A 24730-nucleotide genomic window follows, 5' to 3' on the forward strand; every position below is an offset into this window, starting at 1 on the left:
CGCAGTCTGATCTTGATCGAACAATCGGTGGGTCTTGACCCCGGAAGTTGGACACGGAGTTCGTGATTACGCGGCATGCCGCAAGCTATCGGATGCGTGGGCGGTTTCGTAGTTGTCAGGACTGAGATAGTCGCAGTACGAGTGCCGACGCCGGGTGTTGTAGCGGGTGATCCACCGGAACACCGCCAGCCTCGCCGCCCGGAATGATTCCCAGCGGGTTGCGCCTTGCAGGGTCTCCCGTTTGAGTGTCGCGTTGGACGACTCGGCCAGGGCATTATCGGCGCTCGTGCCCACCGCTCCCATCGATTGCGCGACACCCAACTTTGCGCAGAGCATCGCGAAACCCTTTGAGGTGTAAAGGCTTCCGCGATAGGTATGGAATACTGCACCGGCCAGGCCGCCGCGGGTCAGTGCTGTGGCGCTCAAGGCGTTCTCGACGAGTGCGGTGCGCATGTGCTCGGCGATCGACTACCCGACCAGTCGGCCGGAGAAGCAGTCGATCACCGTGGCCAGATATAGGAAAGCGCCTTCTTCGCACGGCAGATACGTGAGGTCGCCGACGTATCTGGCGTTCGGTGCGGCTGCGGTGAAATCACGGTTGAGCAGGTCCGGGGACGGAGTGTCGGCTGATTCTGCGCTGGTGGTGCGGTGTTTTCAGCGCAGCCGCAGGCCCTCGATGTGGTTCTTGCGCATGATCTGTGCGATCCGTTTGTGATTGATCCGTTGGCCGGCAGGTTGTCGGTGATTGATCTCGGCGGTGATCGGGGGCCGCCCCTAGGTGTTGTCCACCGTGTGGACGGCGCGGATCTTCTCGGCGAGTTCGACGTCGGCGGCGGCGCGGGCAGCCCGCGTGACGGCAGCGTTGATCCAAGCCTAGTACGACGAGCGAGCGATATCGATGACCTCGCATAACCGCTTCGCCGGGTAGGTGTCGGAGTGGTCTGCAACGAATTGGAAGCGGTTCACCAATTCGTCTCTCCGGCGAAGTATTTGGCCACCGACCGCAGGATGTCTCGCTCGGTCTCGAGCTTGGTTTTCTCCGCGCGTAGATGCGCGACCTCGGCGCGGAGCCTGCCGGCTTCCTGCTCGGGTGTTTCGCCGGGGTCTGGCCGTGGTGCACTGCTGGTGCTGTGTCTGAATCGGAATACCCGCGTTTTTCAGCCATGTGGTCAGGGAGCTGTGGGATATGCCGAGATCGGCGGCAATCCCGGCTACGGTCGCACCGTCGGTGTCGCGGTAGAGCTCGACTGCGTCGCGGCGGAACTCTTCGGTGTAATTCCTTTTGGTTATCGGGTGAGATCTTCTCGCTTTCCCTGGTCTGACACCAGGATCAAGCGTGTCCATCACACGGGGTCAAGGCCCGATTATCTTGCGAGTAGGTTCGCGCCGCCAGTTCGTGAGGGCACTGTGGAGTCGAACTGTCGATAGATCGCCGCGACCATCCGTTTGATCTCCCGGTACGCCTTCCGCGATGATCGCATATCTCAGATCAGATTCTGTTAGACGCTGGACCCGAGCGGCTTCCCGCTCCGCCCACGCTTCCATGACCAGGCGTGGTGACACCGGCACTGATGCGCAGATCGGTTTGCGCCCAAGATCAAGGTACACCTGAACGTGAATGTGCCAAAGCGGACCCCTCGACAGGCGATGCGCCGGTGGCAGTGAGAATGGGGCGTGCGCCTTACAGAGTTGACTAGACGATCGGGCATCAACGACAAAGACCAGATTGACCGTCCGACGAGTGACACCAACCAAAGAAATTCTGTGAACCACGGGTGGAGGAGTTGGCTAGCGAGTGCTTCCTCGCTTCCAGCAAATGCAACGACGGCGGAGAAGGCGGCTAGAGGTCGCGACTTTGAACGTGCGCTCGTAGGAATGTTCCACGAGGCGGGTCTCGAACCTCGGGCCAGCTTTCGGCCGAGCGGCGAAGAAGTCGACGGATCTATATGGCTGGATGGCCGAACTTACCTCTTCGAAGCCAAATGGACGGCCGCGTCCCATCCAGCCTCAAGTCTCTACCAGTTCAAAGGCAAGATCGATGGCAAGCTCTCCGGATCAGTCGGCTTGTTCTTCAGCATGAGCGGGTACAGCACCGATGCCGTTGAAGCTCTTATAGCCGGTAAGGACCTCAACTTGGTGCTTTTCGACGGTGCCGACGTGCGTCTCCTGGCCGACGGCGGGATCGGCATCGCGGACGCCATTCGATTGAAGCTTCGGGCAGCGGCGGAGTCGGGCACACCTTACGTGACACTTGGAGATCTCCTGAGTGCCCGCGGAACGGTTCCTTCCGTGCGGACCGTTTTCGTTGAGGGTCGATTTGATCAGCTGGTGATTGAATATCTGCGTGAGTTCCGAGCCGCGACCCTACCCGTGAAGTTGGTAGCGAGCGCTGGACCAATGAACATGGCGCCGATGATCGACGCAGTCGCCCAGGCTGCAGAGAAGCCAATCTCGTTTGTGGCGATCCTTGAAAGTGACCAAGTGGGCAGCAAGGCGGGTCGCGAGGTCCAGGACCTGGTGGCCCTGGTCAACTCAGTGGGCGGGAGTGCCCAGATGCTGTGGATACCTGGCACACTCGAAGAATGCTTGGGCCTGCATGAACCAGGCATGAGGCCGGCCTGGCGTCTGCACCCTGCTCAACTTCGCAACCGAGTTGCGACGGTTGATCTTGATGAACAAGTGAAGAACAACCCCGGTCTGGCATCAGTCCTTGATGCTGTTGGCATTTCAGTGTCTACGGGCTGACGCAGCAGCAGTGGCATCCGTGCCAGGGCTAGGTCTGAACGCGAGTCACTGGTTTCGATGCAACATGGCGAGAAGAAGGTCGTTGGGACCGTGGTAGTACAGCGTGATCGAGAATTCGTCTGGGCTGCGGCGGGCGTACAAGGCGCCCTCCCGGTCGGGATCAATTTCGACGCGAGCCTCACCCAGGTAGGCGAATCCTGTCGACCACAGTTCGACCACACCTGGGCTAAGGTCTGTGACCCGTAACCGAGCCTCAGGATCGGGCAACTCTTCATCCCATTGGACATCCTCGACCGCGTACGTTCGAAATTCCCAGGGGAAGGCGCGTGACGCACGCGTATGCGTTACGAATTGCAGCCAGGCCCTACGTGATTCGGCAGTCGGCAAGACTGGATCGGACATCAGGGAGGGGGTAGGTCTCGGATCCAGAGCCGCATTCTGGTGCTCGTATTGAATGTTGACTCGACGCTTTCGACGGCTTTGATAGCAGCGGATCGGTAGTCGAATCCCCACCGGATGATTATCGCAGCCTGCGGGTTGAGTGTCCCGGTTTCAACTGCGGCTGTAGCTGTGCCGGCGATCAGTGCCGTGTAGGGATTGAGCTGCGCTTTCTCGTAGACTCTTGCAGCTTCCATCCCCCATGCCAGCCGATAGGCGAGGTCCGATTCGATGAACTGAACTATGTCATCTCGGTTGCCGATCAGTTCCTCTGAGGCGCGACCGCTCAACCAGTGAGCTAAGACTGACCGCCACTTGACAGATGTTTCGGGTGCGAGTTCTTTGGTCTCGGGTGTGAATGTGTCGATGGTGAACAGCGACTCGGCGATGCGAGTAATCAGATCGACTGCAGTATTGGAGTCGTCAGCTGCGATAGTGGCTTCGGCGTCAACGATCATGGCGACGACGCCGGATGCAACCACAGCCAGCGCCGATCCGGCGCGGTTTCTCACGCCAGCTAGGTACCAGCCGCGGCGTTGACTTGGGGTGCACCCAATCATCAATACACGATGCAGTACAGGGGAATTCGACTCCAAAGGATCGGTCGTAGTCGCCCAGGTCCCGCATCAACCGGTCTTCGCCGGCGGCAGTCGGCATCGGCCTTGCTCGATTCGGGACTTTTCGTTAAAGGGCAGTTTTGGTCCACGAGTGTTGATCTGTGATCGCGACATCGCCACTCGCCAGCCACGCTTTCATCATGCCGACGACCTCCGGCGCCGCTACCACTTCGGTACCGAAATGCTGGTCTGCAGATCCTGCTCGGTGCTCAATGGCGAAGGCTTTGATATCAACGCGCGTGGTTTGTATGTAGACCTCGTCACTGGTTTCGACGACGACGAAATCGTCCACCTTCATTGCTCCAACGAAGTGGTCGATCAAATCTGGAGTGATCGTGGGAAAGGTCCCTTCGCGAGAGGTCGAGAACCTGCCGGCGACCGAACTGCGCGGACTGAGCACTATGTCGAGCTGTGGGTCATACATGCCGTAGTCGGCGGCGAATGCTCGAGGCACCATCACATCGCGAGCATCCTGTATGCGTCGCCACGGAGATGGAACAAACACCGCGGCGCCGGTTCCACTCAATGGAGTGACCGACAAGAATCCCTGTTCTTCCGTCAGATCTGCGTTGACTGCGCTGATGTCCGCGGCAAGGCTGGAGGCAATCGATGTCGCCGGTTCGTCGGCCTCGTCCTGGGCCAGTGCGAAGGCACGGGCGGCTGCGGCGGGTTGGCAGTGCTCGGCAGGCAAAAGCCAGAAATCGTAGCTCATCTCACGATGTTAGTCATTTCCCGGGCCGCTGTGAGGCAGGCGTTGTCCAAGCGCGGCATCGAGCTTCTCAGCGGGCTGATCGTCTACGAGCTCGAGCCTCAAAAGCTTGAACGCCGACCGCAAGATGTGTGCGATGACCCCCGAAGAGTAGGCCGACGACCGCCGGAAGGCTGGCGCGGAGTCAATCCTCACATCGGCCACCTTCGCTAGCCTTGTTGCGGGATGCGCTGACGATGCCGGTACCTCGACTGTGGCAGGCACCGACTCCGACACCTCCGGCGTCACAACTGCTGGGGCGACTACGACTGCTCCGGCGATTCGCCCACCGTTGCGCGGATCCGATGTCGCTGGTTTGGTGGCCCACGAGTCGGTTGCGCAGATGGCGGTGCGAGCCGCGATTTCCAGCCGTCCTTGTGAAGATCCGTCCCCGGAGCGGTTGTTGTGGGTGTGTGGGACTAGCGTTGGGGCTCTGTCTATTTCCGGTCCTCGCGCTCCGTGCGTCCCGGGCGTTGGACATTGCTGATCCCTTTGCGACTCCGGGGCCGACGCCGACGTCGTACCGGGTCTTACAACGGGGCTGGGGCCGATTCAGGGCACGACGGTCGAATCCGTGCGAAGGCTGATCGAAGCTGAAATACCAGAGCAGATTCGGCCCGACCTGCCCGTCGAGGACATGGCATATCTGCTGGTTCGCGTAGGTGAGTCGTTCATCTACAACGATTTGCTCACCGGTGGCACTCCGGATACGGAGAAGGCTCGCTTGGCGTTCCGGCTCATCCTCTCGCGTGACTAGTGTGCCGCGTTTCCGTTTTCTCAGTTTTCGTGAAAGCGCTTCGAATGCAGGCTATTTCACAGCTATGCCTGGTTATATGACCCACTCAGGCGGGTGGGCTCGGCACAAAGGTCCGCATCTCGTCCCGTCCGGGCCGGATGACGCCTGCGGCGGATTCGGGAACCTCGTTCCAGGCGCCAGGAAGGTCGCGCAGAGGCTCGGAGACGACGATTCGGGTCTCCTCGCTCAGATGGTGCAGTGCTTCCACCTCTGGATGGAGCTTGCGCAGCGTGGAAATCTCGGTGGAGAAGAACAACGACCTCGACTGGTGCTCGCTGGAATAGCGAAAGATCCAGGTGGAGATGCCATCCGACGTGGCGACAGTCATCTGAACCGGATTGTCGATTCCCTGAGAGCGAGCCGTGTGCTCGACGAATCCGACGGCCCTCGCGACACCTTCGAATGGATCGTCGCTCAGGCCGAACGTCAGCGCGAGGAAGAACAGAGTTTCCGAGTCCGTCGATCCTTCGAGATCCGGAAAGAGCGACGGATCAATGGCAGTCACCAATTCCCGTTTCATGTCGTGGAATCCGTGTAGTGAACCGTTGTGCATCCACAACCACCGCCGGTGCCGGAACGGGTGGCAGTTGCTGCGCTGCACTGCAGTTCCCGTCGAGGCGCGGATGTGGGCGAACAGCAGAGGGGTACGCAATTGGGAGGTGACCTCGCGCAGGTTCGAGTCGTTCCACGCGGGTTCGATGCTCTTGAACACTGCCGGTTGTGGGCCTTCCCCGTACCAGCCGATTCCGAAGCCGTCGCCGTTTGTCGTCGTGGCCCCGAGTTGAGAATGAAGGCTCTGGTCGATCAGCGAGTGCTGTGGTCGGAACAGCAGGTCATGGGCGAGTATCGGTTCTCCCGAATACGCCATCCACCTACACATACTTTCAACTCAAGCAGATCGAGTCGGCGTTGACGATGTGTGCGCCGCGGCGTTTGTCGAATGGCTTGGCTTCCATGTCGACACCGCCCAGATCACGACGATGTTCAGCGCGATGATGAGAGTCGACCACCAGGGGTAGTACGGCAGCCACAAGAAGTTCGCGATGATCGAGATCGCGCAGATCACGACGGCCGACACCCGTGCCCAGGCCGCTCCGGTGAACAGTGCGAGCCCGACGAGAGCGACGAGCGCGCCCAACACGAGATGGATCCAACCCCACGTCGTCAGGTCGAACTGATAGACGTAGTCGATCCCGACTACGAACACTTCGTTTTCGGCGACGGCAGCAAGTCCCTGGAAGAACTGCACGATGCCGACCGTCACCAAGATGACGGCTGCCCCGATCGAGGTTCCTACCGCGAAACCCTGCTTGACTGACGTTGTATCCGACATGACGGTTTCCCTTGATTCGGTGGGGTGACCGGACACGTGCCCGGCACGCTCGTTGTAGTGATCGTTGTTCCACCGGCTGACCGCTATGAAACGGAAATACCTGTCCAATGCGGTGAGAAATCAGTGCGTTCTGCTCCGATGTGCGGGCGAAATGTAACTTCTGGCCCCTGTGGATGCGATGTATCCCTTGCCGGAACGCGTGTGCGGAGGAATTGCTCGTAACCGAAGTTCACAGAAAACAAGAAGAATTCGGCACGGAATTCGACCTATTTGTCCAGCTGTACTGGTATTTTGACTGAATTGACCGGAAGCTACGGTCCGCGGAAAAGAGTAGCGAGAGAATGACGATCTTCGGCAGGCGTACCGCGGGCATCACCGCGACGGCCTTCGTCTTGGCGACCGTTGTGTCGACAGCACTCCCCGCTGTGGGATCGGCTGCCCCCGTCGCGCTCACCCGCGCATGCAACTCGGAAATCAACGAGAATTCGATGTCACTCGATCCGGCCGTGATCGACGGTTGGTACGACATCTCGACTAGTTCACCGGGAACGAAAATCAACTCGATCGAGGCATGGCGAACCGTGCCCGGAGACATCCTCGAGTTTCGCGCGTCGGTGACGATCAGAGCCCACGGAAGCCCCGTCCGAGGCACGCTTCGGATCGACGGCGCCGGCTTGACCGGAGATCAGGATTTGATCTCCAGAATGACGTTGACCCAAGATCTCGGCCGGTCAGGATCAACGGTCACCGACGCTGACGACGGTTCGGTCATCCCCGTACGTGCCAAGCTCGCTTTCGATGTCACCACTCCGGGCCAGGTAGCCCAGAATCGGACAGTCAACCTCTCTGCGGTCAAGATCGTTTTGAGCGGAGACACTACCGATCCGGGAGGTGAATGCCCAGGCCCAGGCCCAGGCGGCGGCGGGAATGGCGGTGGCGGGAACGGCGGTGGAGGGAACGGCGACAACGGTTCCGGCGGGGGCGTCGGGGACAACGGCGGCGCGCTTCCCGGTCGCGACGTCGGAAACCGCGTTCCGATTTCCCAGGTCCCGTCCGGCCCGACTTCTCGTCCGTGACAGCGACACACGGATCTGTGATCCGTCGGACATGCGTCGCTGCGGCAGTGGCAACGATGTTCCTGGTCGGCGGATGTTCCGACGACGGGAACTCGCCGACTCAAGTCCTCGCGACCGGCCAGGAAGATTTGCCGCCGGCAGTTCGCGCCTCAGTCGACAGTCCGGATGTCCCGAGCACGCTGCGCATAGGCGACAGCACCGCTGACATCCTGCCGATCAAAACGACGACGGACGGCTCGCTCGTTCCGCCCGAGGACGTCAACGAGATCGGGTGGTGGGCGGACTCGGCCTTTCCCGGCTCCGGCGCGGGCACCGTGGTGATCACCGGCCACATCAACGATATCTATCAAGGCGACGGTTTCGGGAAGAAGTTCTCCACCTTGGACATCGGCTCGATCGTGACCGTGACGGGCGCCGGGGGACAAGTCTGGAACTACCGCATCGATGCGGTCGATCACTACGGCAAGGACGGCGAGCTGCCGGTCGAGCGATTGAACACTCTCGACGGACCCGAGACCATCGCTCTGATCACCTGTGGTGGCGAATTCGTCGGTCCGCCGTTCGGGTACGAGGACAACGACGTCGCGTGGGGGACCCCGGTGGCCGCATAGGCGAAAACTCGACGTCGGGCCGGTTGATAAACTGGGCCCCGCGTTCGTGGCCATCCACGCGCGTTTCGAAAGTCCGAAGAAGGAGATTGTGCTGTGGTTGACCTCGCCTATGTCATCGCTGGGTCCGAAGCGACTGGCGGTGCCGGCCTGCAGGTCGACCTGAAGACGTTCCAGGCATTGGACGTCTACGGCGTAGCGACCACCACGTGCATCGTCTCGTTCGATCCCAAGAACAACTGGGGTCATCGCTTCGTGCCCATCGCTCCTGACGTGATCGCTGATCAGATCGAGGCTGCCACTGCGGCTCACGATCTGGACGTCGTCAAGATCGGCATGTTGGGCACGCCCGCCACCATCGAGGTTGTGGCAGAGGGATTGCGTCGGCAGTCCTGGCGCCACGTCGTCCTCGACCCGGTCCTGATCTGCAAGGGCCAGGAGCCCGGTGCGGCGCTCGATACCGATACGGCACTTCGTGATTCGATCCTTCCGCTCGCCACTGTCGTCACACCCAACCTTTTCGAGGCACGCACCCTCGCCGGAATGGACAGCATCGAGAGCGTCGACGAGCTCATCGAGGCCGCACGTCGTATCCACGACCTGGGACCCAAGTACGTGCTCGCAAAGGGCGGGGTCGAACTTGCCGGTGGCGACGCTGTCGACGTGTTGTTCGACGGGACCGACGTGACGGTTCTCTCCGCCCCCAAGGTCGGCGAAGAGCGCGTCTCCGGCGCCGGTTGCACGCTGGCCGCCGCAGTGACCGCCGAACTGGCGAAGGGCGCCGACGTGGGAGAAGCCGTCGCTCTGGCCAAGAAGTTCGTCACGGCGGGCATCGAAGGCCGCGTCTCGGCACACACCCCGTTCGACACCGTCTGGCAGGGCGCTTTCAAGGGATAGGCACACTGCGGCTCACATCGCCGCGCGCGGCCTGGCAGGATCGAGTGCGTGAGTACTGCGAACCTGAATCGAAGCGAAGTCGCCGAACGATCTCGAATCATTGACGTCACCGGGTACCGGGTGGAGTTGGATCTGCGATCGGCGGCGGACTCTGCCTCGAAGACCTTTTCGACCGTCACGACAATTGATCTGACGTCGTCTGCGGAGTCCACGTGGCTCGACTTCATCGGTGCTGCAGTCGATTCCGTAGAGGTCGACGGTGCGTCGATTCCGGTGGAGTACGACGGATCCCGGATCGTGCTGCGCGGGCTCGGCGGATCGAACGTCGTTCGGGTGGCAGCACACGGCCACTACAGCCGTTCCGGCGAAGGGCTGCACCGATTTGTCGACGACGCTGACGATCAGACGTATCTGTACACGCAGTACGAGCCCGCCGACGCCAGACGTGTTTTCGCCTGCTTCGAGCAGCCGGACCTCAAGGCGCCCTTCACGTTCGAGGTGACAGCACCTGACGGCTGGGAAGTCCTGTCGAATCAGCCCGCGACCCAGACCCTCTCCGTGGACGGTGCACAACGCGTCACTTTCGCCCCGACGCTGCCGATCTCGACCTACATCACCGCGATCGCGGCCGGGCCGTATCACCGCGTGGCCTCGTCGTGGAGTCGCGGCGAACTCACTGTCGAGTTGGGCGCTTTGTGCCGGGCGTCGTTGGCTCCTCATCTCGATGCAGACAACGTTTTCGACATCACCCGTCAGGGGCTGGACTTCTACGCCGAGCACTTCGACTATCCGTATCCGTTCGGCAAGTACGACCAGATCTTTGTCCCCGAGTACAACCTCGGCGCCATGGAGAACCCGGGACTGGTGACCTTCACCGAGGCATACGTGTTCCGCGGCACCGCAACCGACGAGCAGCATCAGCGTCGCGCGAACACGATCCTGCACGAAATGGCGCACATGTGGTTCGGCGATCTCGTGACCATGGTCTGGTGGGACGACCTGTGGCTCAAGGAATCTTGCGCCGATTTCATGGGATCGCTGGTCAGCGCCGAAGCCACTCGCTTCACCGATGCCTGGGTCGCCTTTGCCATCAAGCGGAAGGCGTGGGCGTACCTCCAAGATCAGCTGCCGACCACGCATCCCATCGTCGCCGACATCGTCGATCTCGAAGCCGCGAAGCTGAACTTCGACGGAATCACCTATGCCAAGGGTGCCAGTGTCCTCAAACAACTTGTGGCGTTCGTCGGGCGTGACGCGTTCTTCGAAGCGGCACGCCGGTACTTCAAGGCTCACGCGTACGGGAACACCACGCTGGTCGATCTGCTCGATGTGCTCGCGGAGACTTCCGGGCGCGATGTGCGCGAATGGGCCCGAATCTGGTTGCAGACCACCGGGGTGTCCACGCTGTCGCTCGACGGAACCGATGTGGTCCAGACGGACCCGAGGCCGCATCGGCTCGCAGTCGGAATCTACGACTACAACGAGTCCGGAGATCTTGTTCGCACCGAACGCGTCGAACTCGACATCACCGAATCCCGGACGTCTGTCAATCTTCCGCCCGGAGCGCTCACACTGCTCAACGACGAAGACCTCACGTACGCGAAGGTGCGATTGGACGCGGAATCTCTGTCCACGGTCGAGACATCACTGGACCGCGTGAGCGATCCGCTCGCGCGCGGGGTGATCTGGTCGTCGCTGTGGAACTCGGTGCGTGATGCGCAGCTCTCGGTGTTCCGGTACCTCGACATGGTGGAACGATTCGCTCCCGCTGAGACAGATCTTGCAATTCTCAGCTCGATCCTGACCGATGCCCACTACGCGGTTCTTCACTACGTTCCGAAAAGCTTGCGGCCCAATGTAAGTGCAGGCTGGTTGGAAACGACCTGGAAGGCGGTGTTCGAAGCCGAACCGGAGTCCGGAAGACAGCTGGCATGGGCACGGGCTCTGTCGGCCGCTGCAGCGGTCAACGATGCTCGCGCCGACGAGTTGCGGTCGATACTCGACGGCAACTGCCCGGGGCCGGTCGGACTGGCTCTCGATCCTGATCTGCGGTGGGCATTGTGGATCGCCCTGTCGGCGATCGGCCATGCGAGTGTGAGCGACTTCGACGGTGAGCTGAGCAAGGACAGCACGTCGGCGGGTCGAACGGCGTACGTCCGCGCTGTGGCGTCGATTCCCGATGCCGCGACCAAGGCGGCTGCCTGGGCGTCGGCGACCACTGACGGCTCACTCTCCAACGACCGCCTGGATGCGACGATTGCCGGATTCCGTTCGGGCACGGACGCGTCATTGATCGAGGGATATGCGGACGAGTACTTCTCGTCTCTGGGGAAGTGGTGGTCCGAACGCAGCATCGAGATTGCGCGACGGTTGGTGAACGGACTCTTCCCGGCAGCTGACGACACCGCTGCAGTCGATTCCTGGATCCAGGCGAATACGGAGGCGCCCGCGTCGCTGCGGAGGCTTGTTCTCGAGCGGCGAGATCACTCGGCCCGGGATCTGCGTGCACAGGCGTCGAACGCGGTGATCTGAGGCCATCAGCTCCGAAATGTCCTGTTCTTGGATATTGTCTAGGCAGGGCTGCGACGGGAGACGACGTGCACAAGATCACGGATCTGTCGCTGGTCACGGGCCCCGTCCCGCCCGTGGTGACGGTGCTCGGAATTCTGGCACTTCTGTGGCTCATGTTTTCGAGGTCGAGGCGTCACGTCCTGATTTCGATTCCCGTCTGTATCGTCGCGGCAATCGGGATAACCCTGGTGCTGTACTGGCTGATCGAGAAGGTGTGGCATCCGTTCCCGGATCCGATTGCCCGTCCGGTCTACGTGTGGATCGGGCTGGGCATTCTGGGTGTGCTGCTGGGTGTTTCGAGGATCTTTGCCGCGACGCGAATCGACGGCCGTGTGCTTACCGTGGTCTCCGTACTGCTGGTGGTCGTGTCGAGCGCGGCTCACGTGAATCTGCAGTTCCAGTCGTACCCGACTGTAGGAACAGCGCTGGGACTCTCGGACGCGGAGCAGGTCTCGCTTGCAGACTTGGACGACGGCAAGGACGGCGCAGTTCCGGTATCGCAATGGAAGGCGCCGGCGGACATGCCGTCGGCCGGCAAGGTCAGCACGGTCACGATTGCGGGGACGGTTTCCGGATTCAGCGCCCGTGACGCCGAGATCTACCTACCGCCCGCGTATTTCACCAACCCGCGACCGGAGTTGCCGGTGTTGGTACTGCTTGCCGGTCAACCAGGCGCGCCCGAGGACTGGCTGCAGGGTGGCCGCCTCGTCCAGACGATGGACGCCTACGCCGCTGCGCATTCGGGCTTGGCTCCCGTCGTCGTCGTAGCTGACGGGACCGGATCGGAACTGGCGAACCCGCTCTGCGTCGATTCCCAACTCGGAAACGTCGCGACGTACCTATCGCGTGATGTTCCCGAATGGGTCCGCGCGAACCTGCAGGTGGATCCCGACCCGAGGAAGTGGGCTATCGGGGGCCTTTCCTATGGCGGAACCTGCGCATTCCAGATGGCGACGAACTTCCCCGCCGTGTATCCGACGTTCCTGGACCTGTCCGGTCAGATCGAGCCCACCCTCGGTGACCGGAAGCAGACGGTCGATGCCGCGTTCGGCGGCAACGAAGCCGCGTTCGTGGCAGTGAATCCGCAGGATCTGCTCCGGGAGAAGAAGTTTCCCGACAGCGCCGGAGTGTTTGTCGTCGGTAAGCAGGACAACGACTACCGCCCAGGGCTGCAGACGCTCTACGAAGCAGCCAAGGCTGCAGGAATGGACGTCCAGTACGCCGAGGTCGACGGTGGACACAGCTTCCAGGTGTGGTCTGCCGGTTTGGCGAGTCAATTAGGTTGGCTGGGAACGCGACTCGGTCTGCCCGGGTGAACGATCGTCCGGAAGTTCCGAGGATCCGATGATCAGCGGGTGAATTCGTCCGGTTGCCCCGGCTTCGGAACCCAACCCCTGCGGATCTGCCACACTCGCGAGCCGAAGGTCGAGCGCACCGGTCCATTCACGGGTCAACTGCGCATCGAGAGCGTCGACGCGCTCGAGCAGCGGAGGATGTTGGTCCGGCGGGCAGGCCTCGAGCAAGGTAGCGAAAACCGCGCGTAGACGCCGCTGGACCTGTGCGGAATTGGTGCTGAAGTGGCGGATCTCGTCGGTGGCGACCGACACGTAGTCAGCCCACGTGCGTTGCTGCCCCCGAATCAGTGTGAGATCCGAGGTTGATGTGTCGAAGCGGACTCTCGGGGCTAGCAGGACGAGAAGATCCTCGATGTGATCGAGCGCCTGGACGGCTCGGCCCGGATCGTTGATGGCAGGTGAGAGCGCCTTGAGCGCGATGTCCACGATCGACTGCAGCGCTGCACCGGGGCTGACGACCGGGCTGTGCGTGTCGCCGAAGATCAGGCACGACATCAATGTGTCCGGACGAACCTTCAGCGACGGCCCGCGAACCTCGAAGAGGGGCGCGTTCTGGGCGACGAACTCGCCGATGCTGGGCACCACCTCGACAGCGACGCCCCAGCGACCGGCCAACCGCTGCAATCGTGCGAGATCGATCGCCAGCAGAATCCGGCCGTTGGGAGAAAGATGGCGCAGCCGAATCACCAGTGCGTCGGTGTTCTCGGAGTTTGCGGGCTCGCTCGACTGGATCAAGGGGAGTGGCCGGCTGGGTTTCGGTGCGCCGGAGGGTAAGTCCTCGTACAACGGATAGGCGCGGATTGTCGCGCTGCGACCTTGGGCCGCTATCCAACGCAGTAACCGACTGGAATTGAGAATCGACCCGACCTTCGCCACCAACGCGATGAACAGGATCGCACTGGCCAATGCGAGAAGCAGTGCGATCGCCGTGGAGATGGTCGGTGAGGAATTCTCCGAATCGAGCGCCAGATCGAGCGCAATGATCAAGGAGAAGACGAACGTCGCCAGAAACATGCCGATCGACCACCGCATGACTCGCTGCTGCGCGAGCATCGGGACGACCCGCACCGAAATCTGCGAGGCACCGAACTGCATGGCGAGAGTGATGGCGGTGAACACCAGACCGGTGAGAGTGATCATCCCGCCGGCGATGACGCTGAGCAACGTCGCAGTGGCCCCGGCGTCCACGCCCTCGGAAATGGTACCGACGTCGCCGTCGCTGACGAGATCTCCGTCGATCCCGACGAGGATGTTGGCGGTGACGACGGACAGGACGACGAGGATCACGGGGAGGCGCCAGACGGGGACTGTTCGTAGTCGTCGGCGAGTTCGGCGCCAGCGAATTCTGTCCGAGAGCCGCCGCGACAATCCGACCTTCGACGTGGGGGTTGTGGTGTCGACGACGGGGAGCGGCGGTGGGGGCGGGGGAGTGGAACCGAAACTTCCCGACACCGTTTCCTGAACGTAGATCTTCGCGTGAATCATCGGCTCGCGATAGCGCTGCTCACGGGCGACTGCCCGGCTCATCTTTGCCGGCTTGTCGCGGTAACGCGAGCGCGCCCACGGCGCACCCGGGCGACTCAACCGAATTGCCCCGACCAACAGAAGCGGGGTGAAGAACAGCCCGATCAGGCCGGTCCAGAGTTTGCCCTTCATCAACGTGATCACGGCGAGTCCGAGTTGGATCACGATCGCGACGACAACACTGATCAACGTCGCCAGGCTGCGGTCTTGCTCGTACGGGTCGAACTCTCCCGCGAACCCGATGGGGTGGACTCCGAGAAGGAAAAGGAACGAGATCGCGATGGCAACGAACACCGCGTCGATGGACGAGCGACCCTCCTCGGCCCAGTAGACATCGCGCAGATGCAACACGAGCGCGTACTCGTCGAGGACCAGCGCGCTGCCGATACCGAAGACCGACGCGAGAACACAATTGGCGATCGGGGTGTGATAGTCGGCCAAAGCGATGAAGGCAAAGCCGGACACGAGCATCATCATCAAACCGAAAACCATGTGGTGGATGTGCATTCCACCGGGCGTGACATTGCCGGGCCACCATGAGACCTCCGCCCGGATCATCCGGACGCTGAAGCGGATGAACAGGAACGTCAGGACAAAGGCGAGTAGGAGGAAGAACAGCGGGAGCCTGCCGGTGTCGACGACCGTGTGCTCGAACCAGGACCGCACGGCGTCAACTCTTGCTGGTAGCGAGCTTGATCAGCTGAGGAGCCGTCGCGTCGGGCAGGTAGGCACGCGTCAGTGCGATTCCGATCCGAGGCAGGTCGGCCTCGTCGCGGAAACACAGGAAAACGGGTTCGTACCTCGGCTTGAACTTCTTCTTGAACGCATGAAGAGACCGGAAGCCGTACAGCGGTTCCATCGCGGCTCCGAGCATGTCCAGCAGGCGGTCCATCGATGCGGCGTCGGCGCCGTCGTCGCTGCGGGCGAGCGGTGCTCCGGACAGTGAGACGAATTGGGCACCTTGTTCTTTGAACTCGAGGGCCGACGATGCGATGAGGAACTCGACCACCGGACGGAACCCGTCGGGACGTCGACGCATGACGTCCAGTGTCCAACCCTGAACCACGCCGCCTTCGCCGTACACCGGCAACCACGAGGTGACGCCGTGAATGCTTCCGGTCGGGTCGACGGCCAAACCGACCCGGACGTCGCGATCGAGCGCCTCCTCGACGCTTCCGAGGGTGAACCCCATCTCGGGTAGTCCCTTGTCGCCCACCCATTCCTCGGAAATGGCGCGCACCTGAGCCAGCACGGAGAACGGCTCGTCGGCCAGAGTTGTCATCCGAAAGGTGATGTCGTCCTTCTTGGCCTTGTTGAGCGCCGAGCGGATGTCCTGCCAGGATTTACCGGTGAACTGCAATTCCGGCAGGTCGACGATCGTGTCCTCGGCGACTTGAACGGTGCGCCAGCCGCGCCGGGCGGCGGCATCGGCTGTCTCCTTCCCCACGGAGAACAAGCAGGGGGTGAGGCCGTTGGCCTCGGACATCGTCGTGAATTCGTCTACCGCTGCGGCAAGTCGGTCGGGGCTCGCGATCGGATCGGCGAGGACTACGACGACGCCGACGTGCCGTTGGAATGCAACGACGCTGTCACCCGACTCGCCGAAGTAGTAATTGTTGCCGTCCCACGTCGTCATCCACGACATGGTTCCGCCGCCGTGCTGCTTGAGCAGTTCCCGAGCGGCGGCGCGCGGATCGTTCCCGGACAACGGCCCGCCTCGAATCTTGCGCCGCATCGGTACGTGAAAAGCGTGACGGCCCTTGATCAACAAGATGAGTTCGAGAAGCCAGAGCAGAGCGGTTCCGACCGTGACGGCGCCGGCGCTCTCGTAGTCGAAGAAGATGACCGAAACGAGGACGAGGGCGGTGGCCAAAACCGTCAGTGAACCGAACACGACGGCAACCCACCAGGCCCAGCGGCGTCCTCGTCGCAACTGATCCGCGATCAGTGCAACGATGATCACGTCGACCAATGCGGTCCAGCCCGAACCGGTTTCGGCTTCCGTCGGCCCGAACGGTCCGCTTCCGGGGAACAGCCAGACGGCGATCTCGACCACGCCGATCAGGAGCAGACCGATGAATCCGAGCAGGCGGATCTCGCGTCGCGTTCGGGGGATGAACCCGCGCTCTCCGTCGCCGAAGAACTTCTCGCCTACCGGCAGGAATATCGCGACCGCGATGAGGTGCTGCACGTCGGCGAGGCGGCCTTCGAAGAGGAACGCGATCGCAATGTACGCACACAGAATGGCGCGCACTCGCATTCGCCAGGGCGAGCGGAGTGTTGCCGTGGTTGCGGCGAGAGCGGCGATGATTGCGGTGGTCACACCGACGTCGCGGTGGGTGGCGAGGTTGCGGGCCCAATCCCAGTCGGTGTGGCTGCCCGCCCAGAGGAGGAGCGATGCACCCAGTTCACCCGCCAACTGACCGCTGATCGTGACGATGGCCGCGTTCTTGGTTCCCAGGCGCCATTCGCACCAACCGACCGCGAAGGCGAAAACGATGATGATCGAAACATACTGACCTGGCGTCAATCCGAAGAACCACCCCGTGACTAGTGTCCACCACTTGCCTTCCTGCAAGGCAGGGACTCCGTAGGCGATGTCGTTGAACCACGAGTAGGTGCGGACGTGATTCCACAAAGCGCCGGTCGCAATCCCGACGACGGTGATGGTGAGGACGACGATCGAAGTGAACGGCACGCGCCGCAGGACGCTCAGTGCGTCGGAAGCAAAGCGAGAGGCCCGATTCGGCGCACCCGGTGCGCTCTCCTCGGTCTGCGGGGTGGGGGTCTGGGACTGCTCAGCCATCGAGGTTCTCTTCTCGCCATGCCGCACGGTGGATTCTGCCTGTTCAGCATGACAGGAATACCGACCGATAATCAGGCGAAGCGGTCAAAATGGACCAGACTGACTGGGGGTCTCGGACTCGTGGCGCTACTGTCGAGCCATGGTGAACGGAGATTTACTGAATCGGGACCACGTTGTCACTTCACTTACCGCTTTCGAACCTCGATCGGTCGAATTGGACGGAAGGCGTTCTGCGTCGGTGGTCATCGTCGTCATGCGGAACGCGGACGGGACACCGGTGTTTCCGGTAACCAAGCGGCCCAGCAAGATGCGAGCTCACCCCGGTCAGTTCGCGTTGCCAGGCGGAAGCGTCGATCCCGGTGAGACGTCCGAACAAGCAGCGCTTCGGGAACTGTCCGAGGAGTTGGGCGTCGAAGTTCCCGAGTCGAACATCATCGGCCGGCTCGACGACTACGTCACCCGTTCGGGATTCGTGATCCGTCCTTTTGTCGTCTGGTCCGGCGAGGACGTCGGGGGACTGGTACCCAACCCAGACGAGGTGGCTCAGGTGTACGCCGTGACGTCGGAGGAACTCGACGTGGACTCGCGATTCGTCACCATCGAGGAATCACCGAACCCGGTGATCCAGTGGCCGTTCCGAACGAGCCTGATCCATGCGCCGACCGGAGCTGTCATCTATCAGTTCCGCGAGGTGTTGAACGGCCGGCACACCCGCATCGACAACCTCGAACAGCCGGTGTTCGCCTGGCGATGAGAGCAGCTCGACACGCTCGGGGTCGTTCGGGCTTCGGTGCCTCGGCGAATAGTGCGCCCCGCTGTGGAAAGCTGACCGCACGGCAATCGAACGACGCGAGGTGTGTGCAGTGAACTCTGGCGAACAAGAACCGATCCCCACGGATCGGATTCTCACTGTTCCCAACGTGCTCAGTATCGTGCGTCTACTCGCCCTTCCGCTGTTCGCCTACCTGCTGCTCGTCACACACTCGGACGGGTGGGCGTTAGCGCTGCTGATGCTCAGTGGGTTCACCGACTGGCTCGACGGCAAGCTGGCCAGGGTGCTCGGACAGACCTCGCGTCTGGGAGCACTTCTCGACCCACTGGTCGATCGCCTCTACGTCGTGACGACGCTGGTCACCTTCGTCGCCCGCGATTTCATTCCCTGGTGGGTTGCGGCGATACTCATCGGCCGAGACCTTCTGCTCGCGTTGACGCTGCCGATCTACCGCAGACGTGGACTGCCACCGCCCGAGGTCATCTATCTCGGCAAGGCCGCGACCTTCCTGCTGATGTTCGCGCTGCCGCTGATCCTTGCCGGGCACGGAGACTGGGCCATCGGACCGTTCACCCATGCCTTCGGTTTCGCTTTCCTGATCTGGGGAACCGTCCTGTACGTGTGGACTGCAGCGATCTACGTGCTCAAGGCCGTCGACGTGGCGCGAACGCACGAGGTCGTGCCCCGATGAAGTCGACCGGGGAGGACGTCCGTCGTAACCCGGTACCGTCGCTGCTTCGGTCGCTCATGACCGAACATCTCGACCCGGGCTACGAAGCAACTGCATTCGAACGCCAACACGAGCACACCAAGAACACGTCCTCGAAGACCGGGCCGTGGCTGGCTCTCGGCGCTCTGTTGATCGGGTTCATCGTCACGGTCTCAGCAGTTCAGGCGACAACGCAGGTGACCGGCACCGAAGAAGTTCGAAGCGAGTTGGTGGCAAAGGTCCGTGACGCGGAGGATCGAATCGATTCGCTGGCTGCCTCCCGCGATTCGCTCGGCGGCGACGTCGACGCGGCCCGCGGCGTGGCGCTCGAAGGCGATGCACGCGGCAGCGCCGTCCTCGACCAACTGCGCGCGGTCGAATCCGGTGCCGGGGCGGACGCTGTCCACGGTGAGGGACTGGTGGTGACGCTGACGGACCCGGCCGGACGCCCGAACCTCTCGGACGCGTCGCAGCGGAGCGTCGGCGGCAAGACCGTCGTCCTCGATCGAGATCTGCAAACCGTCGTCAACGCGCTGTGGGCGGGAGGTGCGGAGGCAATCGCCGTCGGCGGCGTGCGAATCGGGCCGACGGTGACCATCCGTCAGGCCGGCGGCGCGATGCTCGTCGACAACCAACCTGTCTTCTCGCCGTACCGCGTCGAGGCGATCGGCGACACGCGTGCACTGCAGCGAGAGTTCGTCGTCAGCGACGCCTACGGGAGAATGTCGAGCGTCTCGCAACTGTACGGAGTCGGTTTCGCGGTGGCCGAAGACGATTCGTTGACACTGCCACCCGCGACGCCGCGCGCCGTCCGGGTGGCAACAGAACCCACAGAACCCAAGTGACAGAAGGAGTTCGATGAAGGCCGGTTCCGCCCTGTACGGACTCGCAGCACTGGTCGTCGGCATCGTCCTGGGCGTAGTTTTCAGCCCGCAGGTGCCCGACGTGATCCAGCCGTATCTTCCGATCGCGGTCGTTGCGGCACTCGACGCCGTCTTCGGCGGACTACGCGCGTATCTCGACGAGATCTTCGACGCGAAGGTGTTTGTGGTCTCCTTCGTCTTCAACGTGCTCGTCGCGTCGTTGATCGTCTGGCTCGGTGATCAGTTGGGTGTGGGTACTCAACTCTCGACGGCGATCGTCGTCGTGCTGGGTATCCGGATCTTCGGCAACGCAGCGGCATTGCGACGCCGACTGTTCGGAGCGTGAGTCATGGCGGATCACTCCACGACCGAACCCGAAGAACCACCCGTCACCACCGCGAGTGAAGGTCGGCACGAGCTGCGTTCACCGTCGAAACATCGCACCAACGTCGTCTTCGCCATCCTCGCGGCCGTGCTCCTGGGTGTGCTCGGTGTCGCGATTGCCACACAGGTACGTAGCACCGTGGCCGGAGATTCACTCGACGCCGCGCGCCCTGCCGATCTCCTGGTCGTTCTCGACAACTTGAATCGGCGCGAAGCCGCGCTGAGGCAGGAAGTTGCCAATCTTCAGGAATCGCTTGCCACTTTGGAAGCCGGCGGCAACACCGGAGCAGCGTTGGACGAGGCGCGGGCGCGGCTGACCTCGCTCTCCATTCAAGTCGGGACCGCTCCTGCTGCCGGACCCGGTGTGACGATGACCCTGACGGATCCGGCGGGCGGTGTCGGCTCCGAAGTGATTCTCGATCTCATCCAGGAATTGCGTGCTGCCGGTGCCGAAGCCATCTCGATCGCAGGTGCGAACGGCGAACCCATTCGTATCGGCGTGAACTCGTGGGTGAGTGGGCGCGGCGGTGAAATCGAATTGGACGGAACCCGGATCGAGCAGCCGTACACTGTGACCGCGATCGGGGATCCGCCGACGTTGGCAGCAGCGTTGAACATTCCCGGAGGCGTCTTCGACAACGTCGCACGCAACGGCGGAAGTTCCTCGGTCGAGCAATCGCAGCAGGTCACGATCTCCGTCTTGCGACAATTGAATCCGCGCCAATACGCTCAACCTGGAAATTGATCTTTTGCGTCCGACTTTCGGACGGCCTGTGAAAGGAAGCCACTGTGAGTGAGCTCGATACACCTACCGATCTGCGCTACACCGCGGAGCACGAGTGGGTGAAGCGGACCGGCCCGACCTCAGTTCGAGTCGGTATCACCGACTTTGCTCAGTCGCAGCTCGGTGACGTCGTGTTCGTCCAGCTTCCCGCTGTCGACGAAGACGTGACCGCCGGTGAATCGCTCGGTGAGGTCGAGTCGACCAAGAGCGTCTCCGACATCTTTGCTCCGTTCACTGCGAAAGTTCTTGCAGCCAACGGTGAATTGGACGGACAGCCTGACCTCGTCAACACCGATCCGTACGACAAGGGTTGGTTGGTCGAGCTCGAGGTTGCCGACGAAGCCACACTCGATGCCGCACTCGCGGCAACTCTGGACGCGGAGGCGTACAACGGACTGACGTCCGAGTAGAAAACCTACGCGTGGACCGGCCAACTCGTGTTGTGTCGCGGCCTGTCTCGCTGCACACGGCGGTCTGCGCAGGGTACGGTCGTTAGGTACGCATGTGCCGAGTCGGGGCGCAGGGCCGTATCGAACGTGACTGTGAAAGATGCTCGTGAAGAAAGTGCACTGCGTAGTCCAGTGATTCATGATCTGGATGATTGACCCAGGAGGAGAAACAGTGAGCGAGAACGGTAACGACGCGGGCTATGGGGAGTCGCCGGCGGAGACCACTTCGGTTTTCCGTGCGGACTTCCTCAATGAGCTCGACAACACCTCCTCTGCAGCACCGGCCGCCGAGCAGCCGGTTTCTGGCGTGGAAGGCCTTCCCGCCGGAGCCGCACTTCTGGTGGTCAAGCGGGGACCGAATGCAGGATCCCGCTTCTTGCTCGATCAGCCGACGACGTCGGCCGGTCGGCACCCGGACAGTGACATCTTCCTCGACGACGTGACCGTCAGCCGTCGTCACGCCGAGTTCCGTCAGGAAGATGCAGATTTCCACGTCGTCGACGTCGGAAGCCTCAACGGCACTTACGTCAACCGTGAGCCTGTCGATTCGGCAGTTCTCGCGAACGGTGACGAGGTTCAGATCGGCAAGTTCCGTCTGGTGTTCCTCACCGGCCCTCGTGCCGGCGGTTCGCAGGTCGGCGAGTCGTCAGCAGGTGCGGGTAGCTAATGACGGCAGTGCGGCAGCAGAGCCAGCCCGGAATGTCGATTGGTTCCGTGCTGGATCGGTTGCGTCCAGATTTTCCCGACGTGACGATTTCGAAGATCCGTTTCCTCGAGTCCGAGGGCTTGATCAGCCCGCAACGGACACCGTCGGGATACCGCAGATTCTCCGTGGAGGACTGCGAGCGTCTTCGCTTCGTGCTGACCGCTCAACGCGATCAGTACCTGCCGCTCAAAGTGATCAAAGAACAACTCGAAGCGATCGACAGCGGCGCGGCGACGGTGAGTGCGGAAGTTCCTCCGCCTCGTCGTGCCCGAGTCCTGTCGATCGCTTCGGGCGATGTCTCGCCGGAAGCTTTCCGTGTCGACCGCGAAGTTCGAGTCGGTCGTCAGGATCTTCTCGCGCGCGCCGACATCGACGATCGGTTTCTGACCGATCTGATCCGCACCGGTTTGGTCGTTCCCGGCGCGGCGGGCTTCTTCGACGAGGACGCCGTGACATTGGCGCGCACCGCGAAAGCGATGTCCGAGTACGGCTTGGAGGTCCGCCATCTGCGGGCGTTCAAGTTGGCTGCTGACCGCGAAGCGGGACTGGTGACTCAAATCGCCGGACCGGTTGCCAAGGGTCGTGACGCCGGAGCGCGTGATCGCGCCGAGGAAATGGTCCGGGAACTGGCTGCCCTGTCACTGACTTTGCACACGTGTCTGGTCAAATCGGCGGTTCGGGGAAGTCTCGATCGCTGAGTTCCTCGATCAGCGGGGCTCACTCGAATAGAATTTCAGTACGACCGCATCGGAGTCGGTCTACTGGATCACGTCAGGTTGGAGGCAAGCTCGATGGGCGAAATGCGTGTGATCGGAGTTCGTGTCGAGCAGCCTCAGAATCAGCCGGTCCTGTTGCTGCGGGAGTCCGACGGCGATCGGTACCTGCCGATCTGGATCGGGCAAACCGAAGCTACCGCGATTGTTCTCGAACAACAGGGAGTCGAGCCGGCGCGTCCGCTGACTCACGACCTGATCAAGATTCTGATCGAATCCTTCGGTCGGAGTCTCAAGGAAGTGCGGATCGTGGACCTGCAAGAGGGCACGTTCTACGCGGATCTGGTCTTCGACGAGCAGACCACCGTGTCGGCACGTCCGTCGGACTCGATTGCATTGGCCTTGCGCATCGGCGTTCCGATCTTCGCGTCGGAGGCCGTCCTGGCCGAAGCCGGTCTCGTCATTCCCGACGAGCGCGAGGACGAGGTCGAGAAGTTCAAGGAATTCCTCGACACAATCTCGCCGGACGATTTCAAAGCCACTGATGGCTAGCGTGAATTGACTGGTTACGGACTTTAGTCTTCAACTCTCAAGTAGAGGTTGAGTCTCGGTCGGCGTGTTGCGTTGACCGCGCACCCTCCTGGTCTTAGCGTTGCGTGCGGTGGAGATCTTCTCGCCTTGTCGATCGAGGCGTACTCTGGGTAAGTCCACTCATGGAATTACCTGCCTTGGATTCACATCTGAAAGTTCGGTCGGCACGGGATTCTCGTGACTGCTGATAGCACAGGTTGGTTACATGATGGCGAAGCGAGAGGGAGACGGCAGTGGAAGAACAGTCGAATGAGCGCGGAACGGGCATAACCGGTAGTGCCGATCCGACTGCAGAAATGTCTTCCGAAGAGCTGCAGCCCGGCTTGTTCCCGGACGACTCCATTCCTGACGATCTGGTCGGATACCGAGTACCCAGCGCTTGCCAGATTGCCGGGATCACCTATCGCCAGCTCGACTACTGGGCACGGACGTCGTTGGTCGTGCCGTCCATCCGCGGCGCTGCCGGATCCGGTAGTCAGCGTCTGTACTCCTTCAAGGACATCCTCGTCTTGAAGATCGTGAAGCGTCTGCTCGACACCGGAATCTCGCTGCAGAACATCCGCGTTGCCGTCGATCACCTGCGCAAGCGCGGCGTGCGCGATCTCGCCAACATCACGCTCTTCTCCGACGGCACCACCGTCTACGAATGCACGTCTCCTGAGGAGGTCGTCGACCTTCTTCAAGGTGGGCAGGGTGTATTCGGCATCGCGGTCAGCGGCGCCATGCGTGAACTCACCGGAACCATCGCCGACTTCCCGGCCGAGCGCGCCGACGGCGGTGAAAGTGATCCCAACCCGGAGGACGAGTTGGCCTCACGACGCAAGAATCGCGCCAGCCGCAAAACCGGATAACGTACGTCACATCTCTTTGGAGGATGCCACGGTGCAGGTAGGCGCCTCGGTCTACTAGACTGGGCCTGCGTCGCCGGCGTACGGGAGAGCCTCGGATACCGATTCACCTAACTAGTCTTTGTTGCAGTGTTTGTTGCAGCGTTTGTTTCAAAGGCCAGTGGTGAGCGGGATCAGGGCGCCGAAGGAGCAATACCTCCCCGTCAATCTCTCAGGCACCAAGGACCGTACGGGCTCCGACGCCTCTGGAAAGCGGTGGGACAACCCACCCGCCGACGGGGAAAGGCTGTGGCTTCCGTCGTTTGGCGGGTCACTACCGAATCTCTCAGGCGCTCGGGAATCGAGCATGCGACAGAGGGGGAGGAACACACCGCAGGTCGGTGTGTGTCCTGATCCT

General features: G+C 61.9%; 24 protein-coding genes, 1 pseudogene and 1 riboswitch. Of the genes and pseudogenes, 17 read left to right on the top strand and 8 right to left on the bottom strand.

Annotated elements, in window-relative coordinates; genetic code table 11:
* Positions 1–66 precede the first annotated feature (66 nt).
* A pseudogene (locus ACFWAD_RS11870) lies at positions 67–1290 on the bottom strand (IS3 family transposase).
* Positions 1291–1875: 585 nt separating this feature from the next.
* Here ACFWAD_RS11870 and ACFWAD_RS11875 point away from each other — a divergent pair.
* Positions 1876–2745, top strand: a complete 870-nt coding sequence (locus ACFWAD_RS11875; protein ID WP_378543944.1) for a hypothetical protein — start codon at positions 1876–1878, stop codon at positions 2743–2745.
* 45 nt (positions 2746–2790) lie between these two features.
* Here ACFWAD_RS11875 and ACFWAD_RS11880 read toward each other — a convergent pair whose 3' ends face one another.
* From ACFWAD_RS11880 to ACFWAD_RS11890, 3 genes are all read right to left on the bottom strand, one after another.
* Positions 2791–3147 carry a hypothetical protein gene (locus ACFWAD_RS11880; protein ID WP_378543947.1) on the bottom strand — a complete coding sequence of 119 codons (357 nt, stop codon included), beginning with the start codon at positions 3145–3147 and terminating at the stop codon, positions 2791–2793.
* Positions 3147–3695 carry a hypothetical protein gene (locus tag ACFWAD_RS11885; RefSeq protein ID WP_378543950.1) on the bottom strand — a complete coding sequence of 183 codons (549 nt, stop codon included), beginning with the start codon at positions 3693–3695 and terminating at the stop codon, positions 3147–3149. Before ACFWAD_RS11885 ends, ACFWAD_RS11880 begins: the two co-directional genes overlap by 1 nt.
* Before the next feature lie 172 nt (positions 3696–3867).
* Positions 3868–4512 carry a hypothetical protein gene (locus ACFWAD_RS11890; RefSeq protein WP_378543953.1) on the bottom strand — a complete coding sequence of 215 codons (645 nt, stop codon included), beginning with the start codon at positions 4510–4512 and terminating at the stop codon, positions 3868–3870.
* A 577-nt stretch (positions 4513–5089) separates the two neighbouring features.
* Between ACFWAD_RS11890 and ACFWAD_RS11895 the strand changes: the two genes are divergently transcribed.
* Complete coding sequence (locus ACFWAD_RS11895) at positions 5090–5305, top strand: QsdR family transcriptional regulator (RefSeq protein WP_378544588.1); 216 nt, start codon at positions 5090–5092, stop codon at positions 5303–5305.
* An 85-nt stretch (positions 5306–5390) separates the two neighbouring features.
* On the opposite strand, the gene ACFWAD_RS11900 is transcribed toward ACFWAD_RS11895, so the two are convergent.
* Entirely contained in the window at positions 5391–6212 is an 822-nt protein-coding gene (locus ACFWAD_RS11900) for a class II glutamine amidotransferase (RefSeq protein WP_378543956.1), read from the bottom strand.
* Between the two features lie 21 nt (positions 6213–6233).
* A complete protein-coding gene (locus ACFWAD_RS11905; RefSeq protein ID WP_378532856.1) occupies positions 6234–6677 on the bottom strand; it encodes a hypothetical protein in 444 nt (147 codons plus the stop codon).
* A gap of 341 nt (positions 6678–7018) precedes the next feature.
* On the opposite strand from ACFWAD_RS11905, the gene ACFWAD_RS11910 reads away from it, so the two are divergent.
* From ACFWAD_RS11910 to ACFWAD_RS11930, 5 genes are all read left to right on the top strand, one after another.
* Positions 7019–7753, top strand: coding sequence for a hypothetical protein (locus ACFWAD_RS11910; RefSeq protein WP_378543959.1), 735 nt, complete (start codon positions 7019–7021; stop codon positions 7751–7753).
* The gene (locus ACFWAD_RS11915; RefSeq protein WP_378543962.1) at positions 7750–8364 is read left to right on the top strand and encodes a class F sortase; all 615 of its coding nucleotides are present in this window, start codon (positions 7750–7752) and stop codon (positions 8362–8364) included. The genes ACFWAD_RS11910 and ACFWAD_RS11915 overlap by 4 nt, the downstream gene beginning before the upstream one ends.
* A 93-nt stretch (positions 8365–8457) precedes the next feature.
* Positions 8458–9258: a bifunctional hydroxymethylpyrimidine kinase/phosphomethylpyrimidine kinase gene (gene thiD, locus ACFWAD_RS11920; protein WP_317829079.1), complete on the top strand. Its 801-nt coding sequence runs from the start codon at positions 8458–8460 to the stop codon at positions 9256–9258.
* Positions 9259–9306: 48 nt separating this feature from the next.
* A complete protein-coding gene (pepN, locus tag ACFWAD_RS11925) occupies positions 9307–11790 on the top strand; it encodes an aminopeptidase N (RefSeq protein ID WP_378543965.1) in 2484 nt (827 codons plus the stop codon).
* Positions 11791–11855: 65 nt separating this feature from the next.
* Entirely contained in the window at positions 11856–13145 is a 1290-nt protein-coding gene (locus ACFWAD_RS11930) for an alpha/beta hydrolase (RefSeq protein WP_378543968.1), read from the top strand.
* Here the strand turns inward: ACFWAD_RS11930 and ACFWAD_RS11935 are convergent.
* Positions 13107–15374, bottom strand: a complete 2268-nt coding sequence (locus ACFWAD_RS11935) for a DUF2254 family protein (RefSeq protein ID WP_378543970.1) — start codon at positions 15372–15374, stop codon at positions 13107–13109. The genes ACFWAD_RS11930 and ACFWAD_RS11935 overlap by 39 nt on opposite strands.
* A 4-nt stretch (positions 15375–15378) precedes the next feature.
* Positions 15379–17514 carry a bifunctional lysylphosphatidylglycerol flippase/synthetase MprF gene (locus ACFWAD_RS11940; protein ID WP_378543973.1) on the bottom strand — a complete coding sequence of 712 codons (2136 nt, stop codon included), beginning with the start codon at positions 17512–17514 and terminating at the stop codon, positions 15379–15381.
* A 139-nt stretch (positions 17515–17653) separates the two neighbouring features.
* Here ACFWAD_RS11940 and ACFWAD_RS11945 point away from each other — a divergent pair, with 139 nt between their 5' ends.
* The 10 genes from ACFWAD_RS11945 to ACFWAD_RS11990 all read left to right on the top strand — a co-directional run bounded on the left by ACFWAD_RS11945 (position 17654) and on the right by ACFWAD_RS11990 (position 24336).
* Positions 17654–18268, top strand: coding sequence for an NUDIX hydrolase (locus tag ACFWAD_RS11945; protein ID WP_378543976.1), 615 nt, complete (start codon positions 17654–17656; stop codon positions 18266–18268).
* Between the two features lie 109 nt (positions 18269–18377).
* The gene (locus ACFWAD_RS11950; protein WP_378446087.1) at positions 18378–18977 is read left to right on the top strand and encodes a CDP-alcohol phosphatidyltransferase family protein; all 600 of its coding nucleotides are present in this window, start codon (positions 18378–18380) and stop codon (positions 18975–18977) included.
* Positions 18974–19840: a DUF881 domain-containing protein gene (locus ACFWAD_RS11955; RefSeq protein ID WP_378543979.1), complete on the top strand. Its 867-nt coding sequence runs from the start codon at positions 18974–18976 to the stop codon at positions 19838–19840. Before ACFWAD_RS11950 ends, ACFWAD_RS11955 begins: the two co-directional genes overlap by 4 nt.
* A 13-nt stretch (positions 19841–19853) precedes the next feature.
* Positions 19854–20204 carry a small basic family protein gene (locus ACFWAD_RS11960; protein WP_003946178.1) on the top strand — a complete coding sequence of 117 codons (351 nt, stop codon included), beginning with the start codon at positions 19854–19856 and terminating at the stop codon, positions 20202–20204.
* A 3-nt stretch (positions 20205–20207) separates the two neighbouring features.
* A complete protein-coding gene (locus ACFWAD_RS11965; protein ID WP_378543982.1) occupies positions 20208–20987 on the top strand; it encodes a DUF881 domain-containing protein in 780 nt (259 codons plus the stop codon).
* 44 nt (positions 20988–21031) lie between these two features.
* Positions 21032–21436: a glycine cleavage system protein GcvH gene (gcvH, locus tag ACFWAD_RS11970; protein ID WP_317552772.1), complete on the top strand. Its 405-nt coding sequence runs from the start codon at positions 21032–21034 to the stop codon at positions 21434–21436.
* Between the two features lie 211 nt (positions 21437–21647).
* Positions 21648–22142, top strand: coding sequence for a glycogen accumulation regulator GarA (gene garA, locus ACFWAD_RS11975; RefSeq protein ID WP_003946166.1), 495 nt, complete (start codon positions 21648–21650; stop codon positions 22140–22142).
* A complete protein-coding gene (locus tag ACFWAD_RS11980; protein WP_230815701.1) occupies positions 22142–22879 on the top strand; it encodes a MerR family transcriptional regulator in 738 nt (245 codons plus the stop codon). The genes garA and ACFWAD_RS11980 overlap by 1 nt, the downstream gene beginning before the upstream one ends.
* A 93-nt stretch (positions 22880–22972) precedes the next feature.
* Positions 22973–23446: a bifunctional nuclease family protein gene (locus tag ACFWAD_RS11985; RefSeq protein ID WP_003946194.1), complete on the top strand. Its 474-nt coding sequence runs from the start codon at positions 22973–22975 to the stop codon at positions 23444–23446.
* A gap of 335 nt (positions 23447–23781) precedes the next feature.
* Positions 23782–24336, top strand: coding sequence for a MerR family transcriptional regulator (locus ACFWAD_RS11990; protein WP_021344354.1), 555 nt, complete (start codon positions 23782–23784; stop codon positions 24334–24336).
* Between the two features lie 232 nt (positions 24337–24568).
* A riboswitch (glycine riboswitch) is annotated at positions 24569–24698 on the top strand.
* Positions 24699–24730 lie beyond the last annotated feature (32 nt).

Origin of the sequence: Rhodococcus sp. NPDC059969 (assembly GCF_042738325.1) — a bacterium.
GTDB lineage: Bacteria > Actinomycetota > Actinomycetes > Mycobacteriales > Mycobacteriaceae > Rhodococcus_F.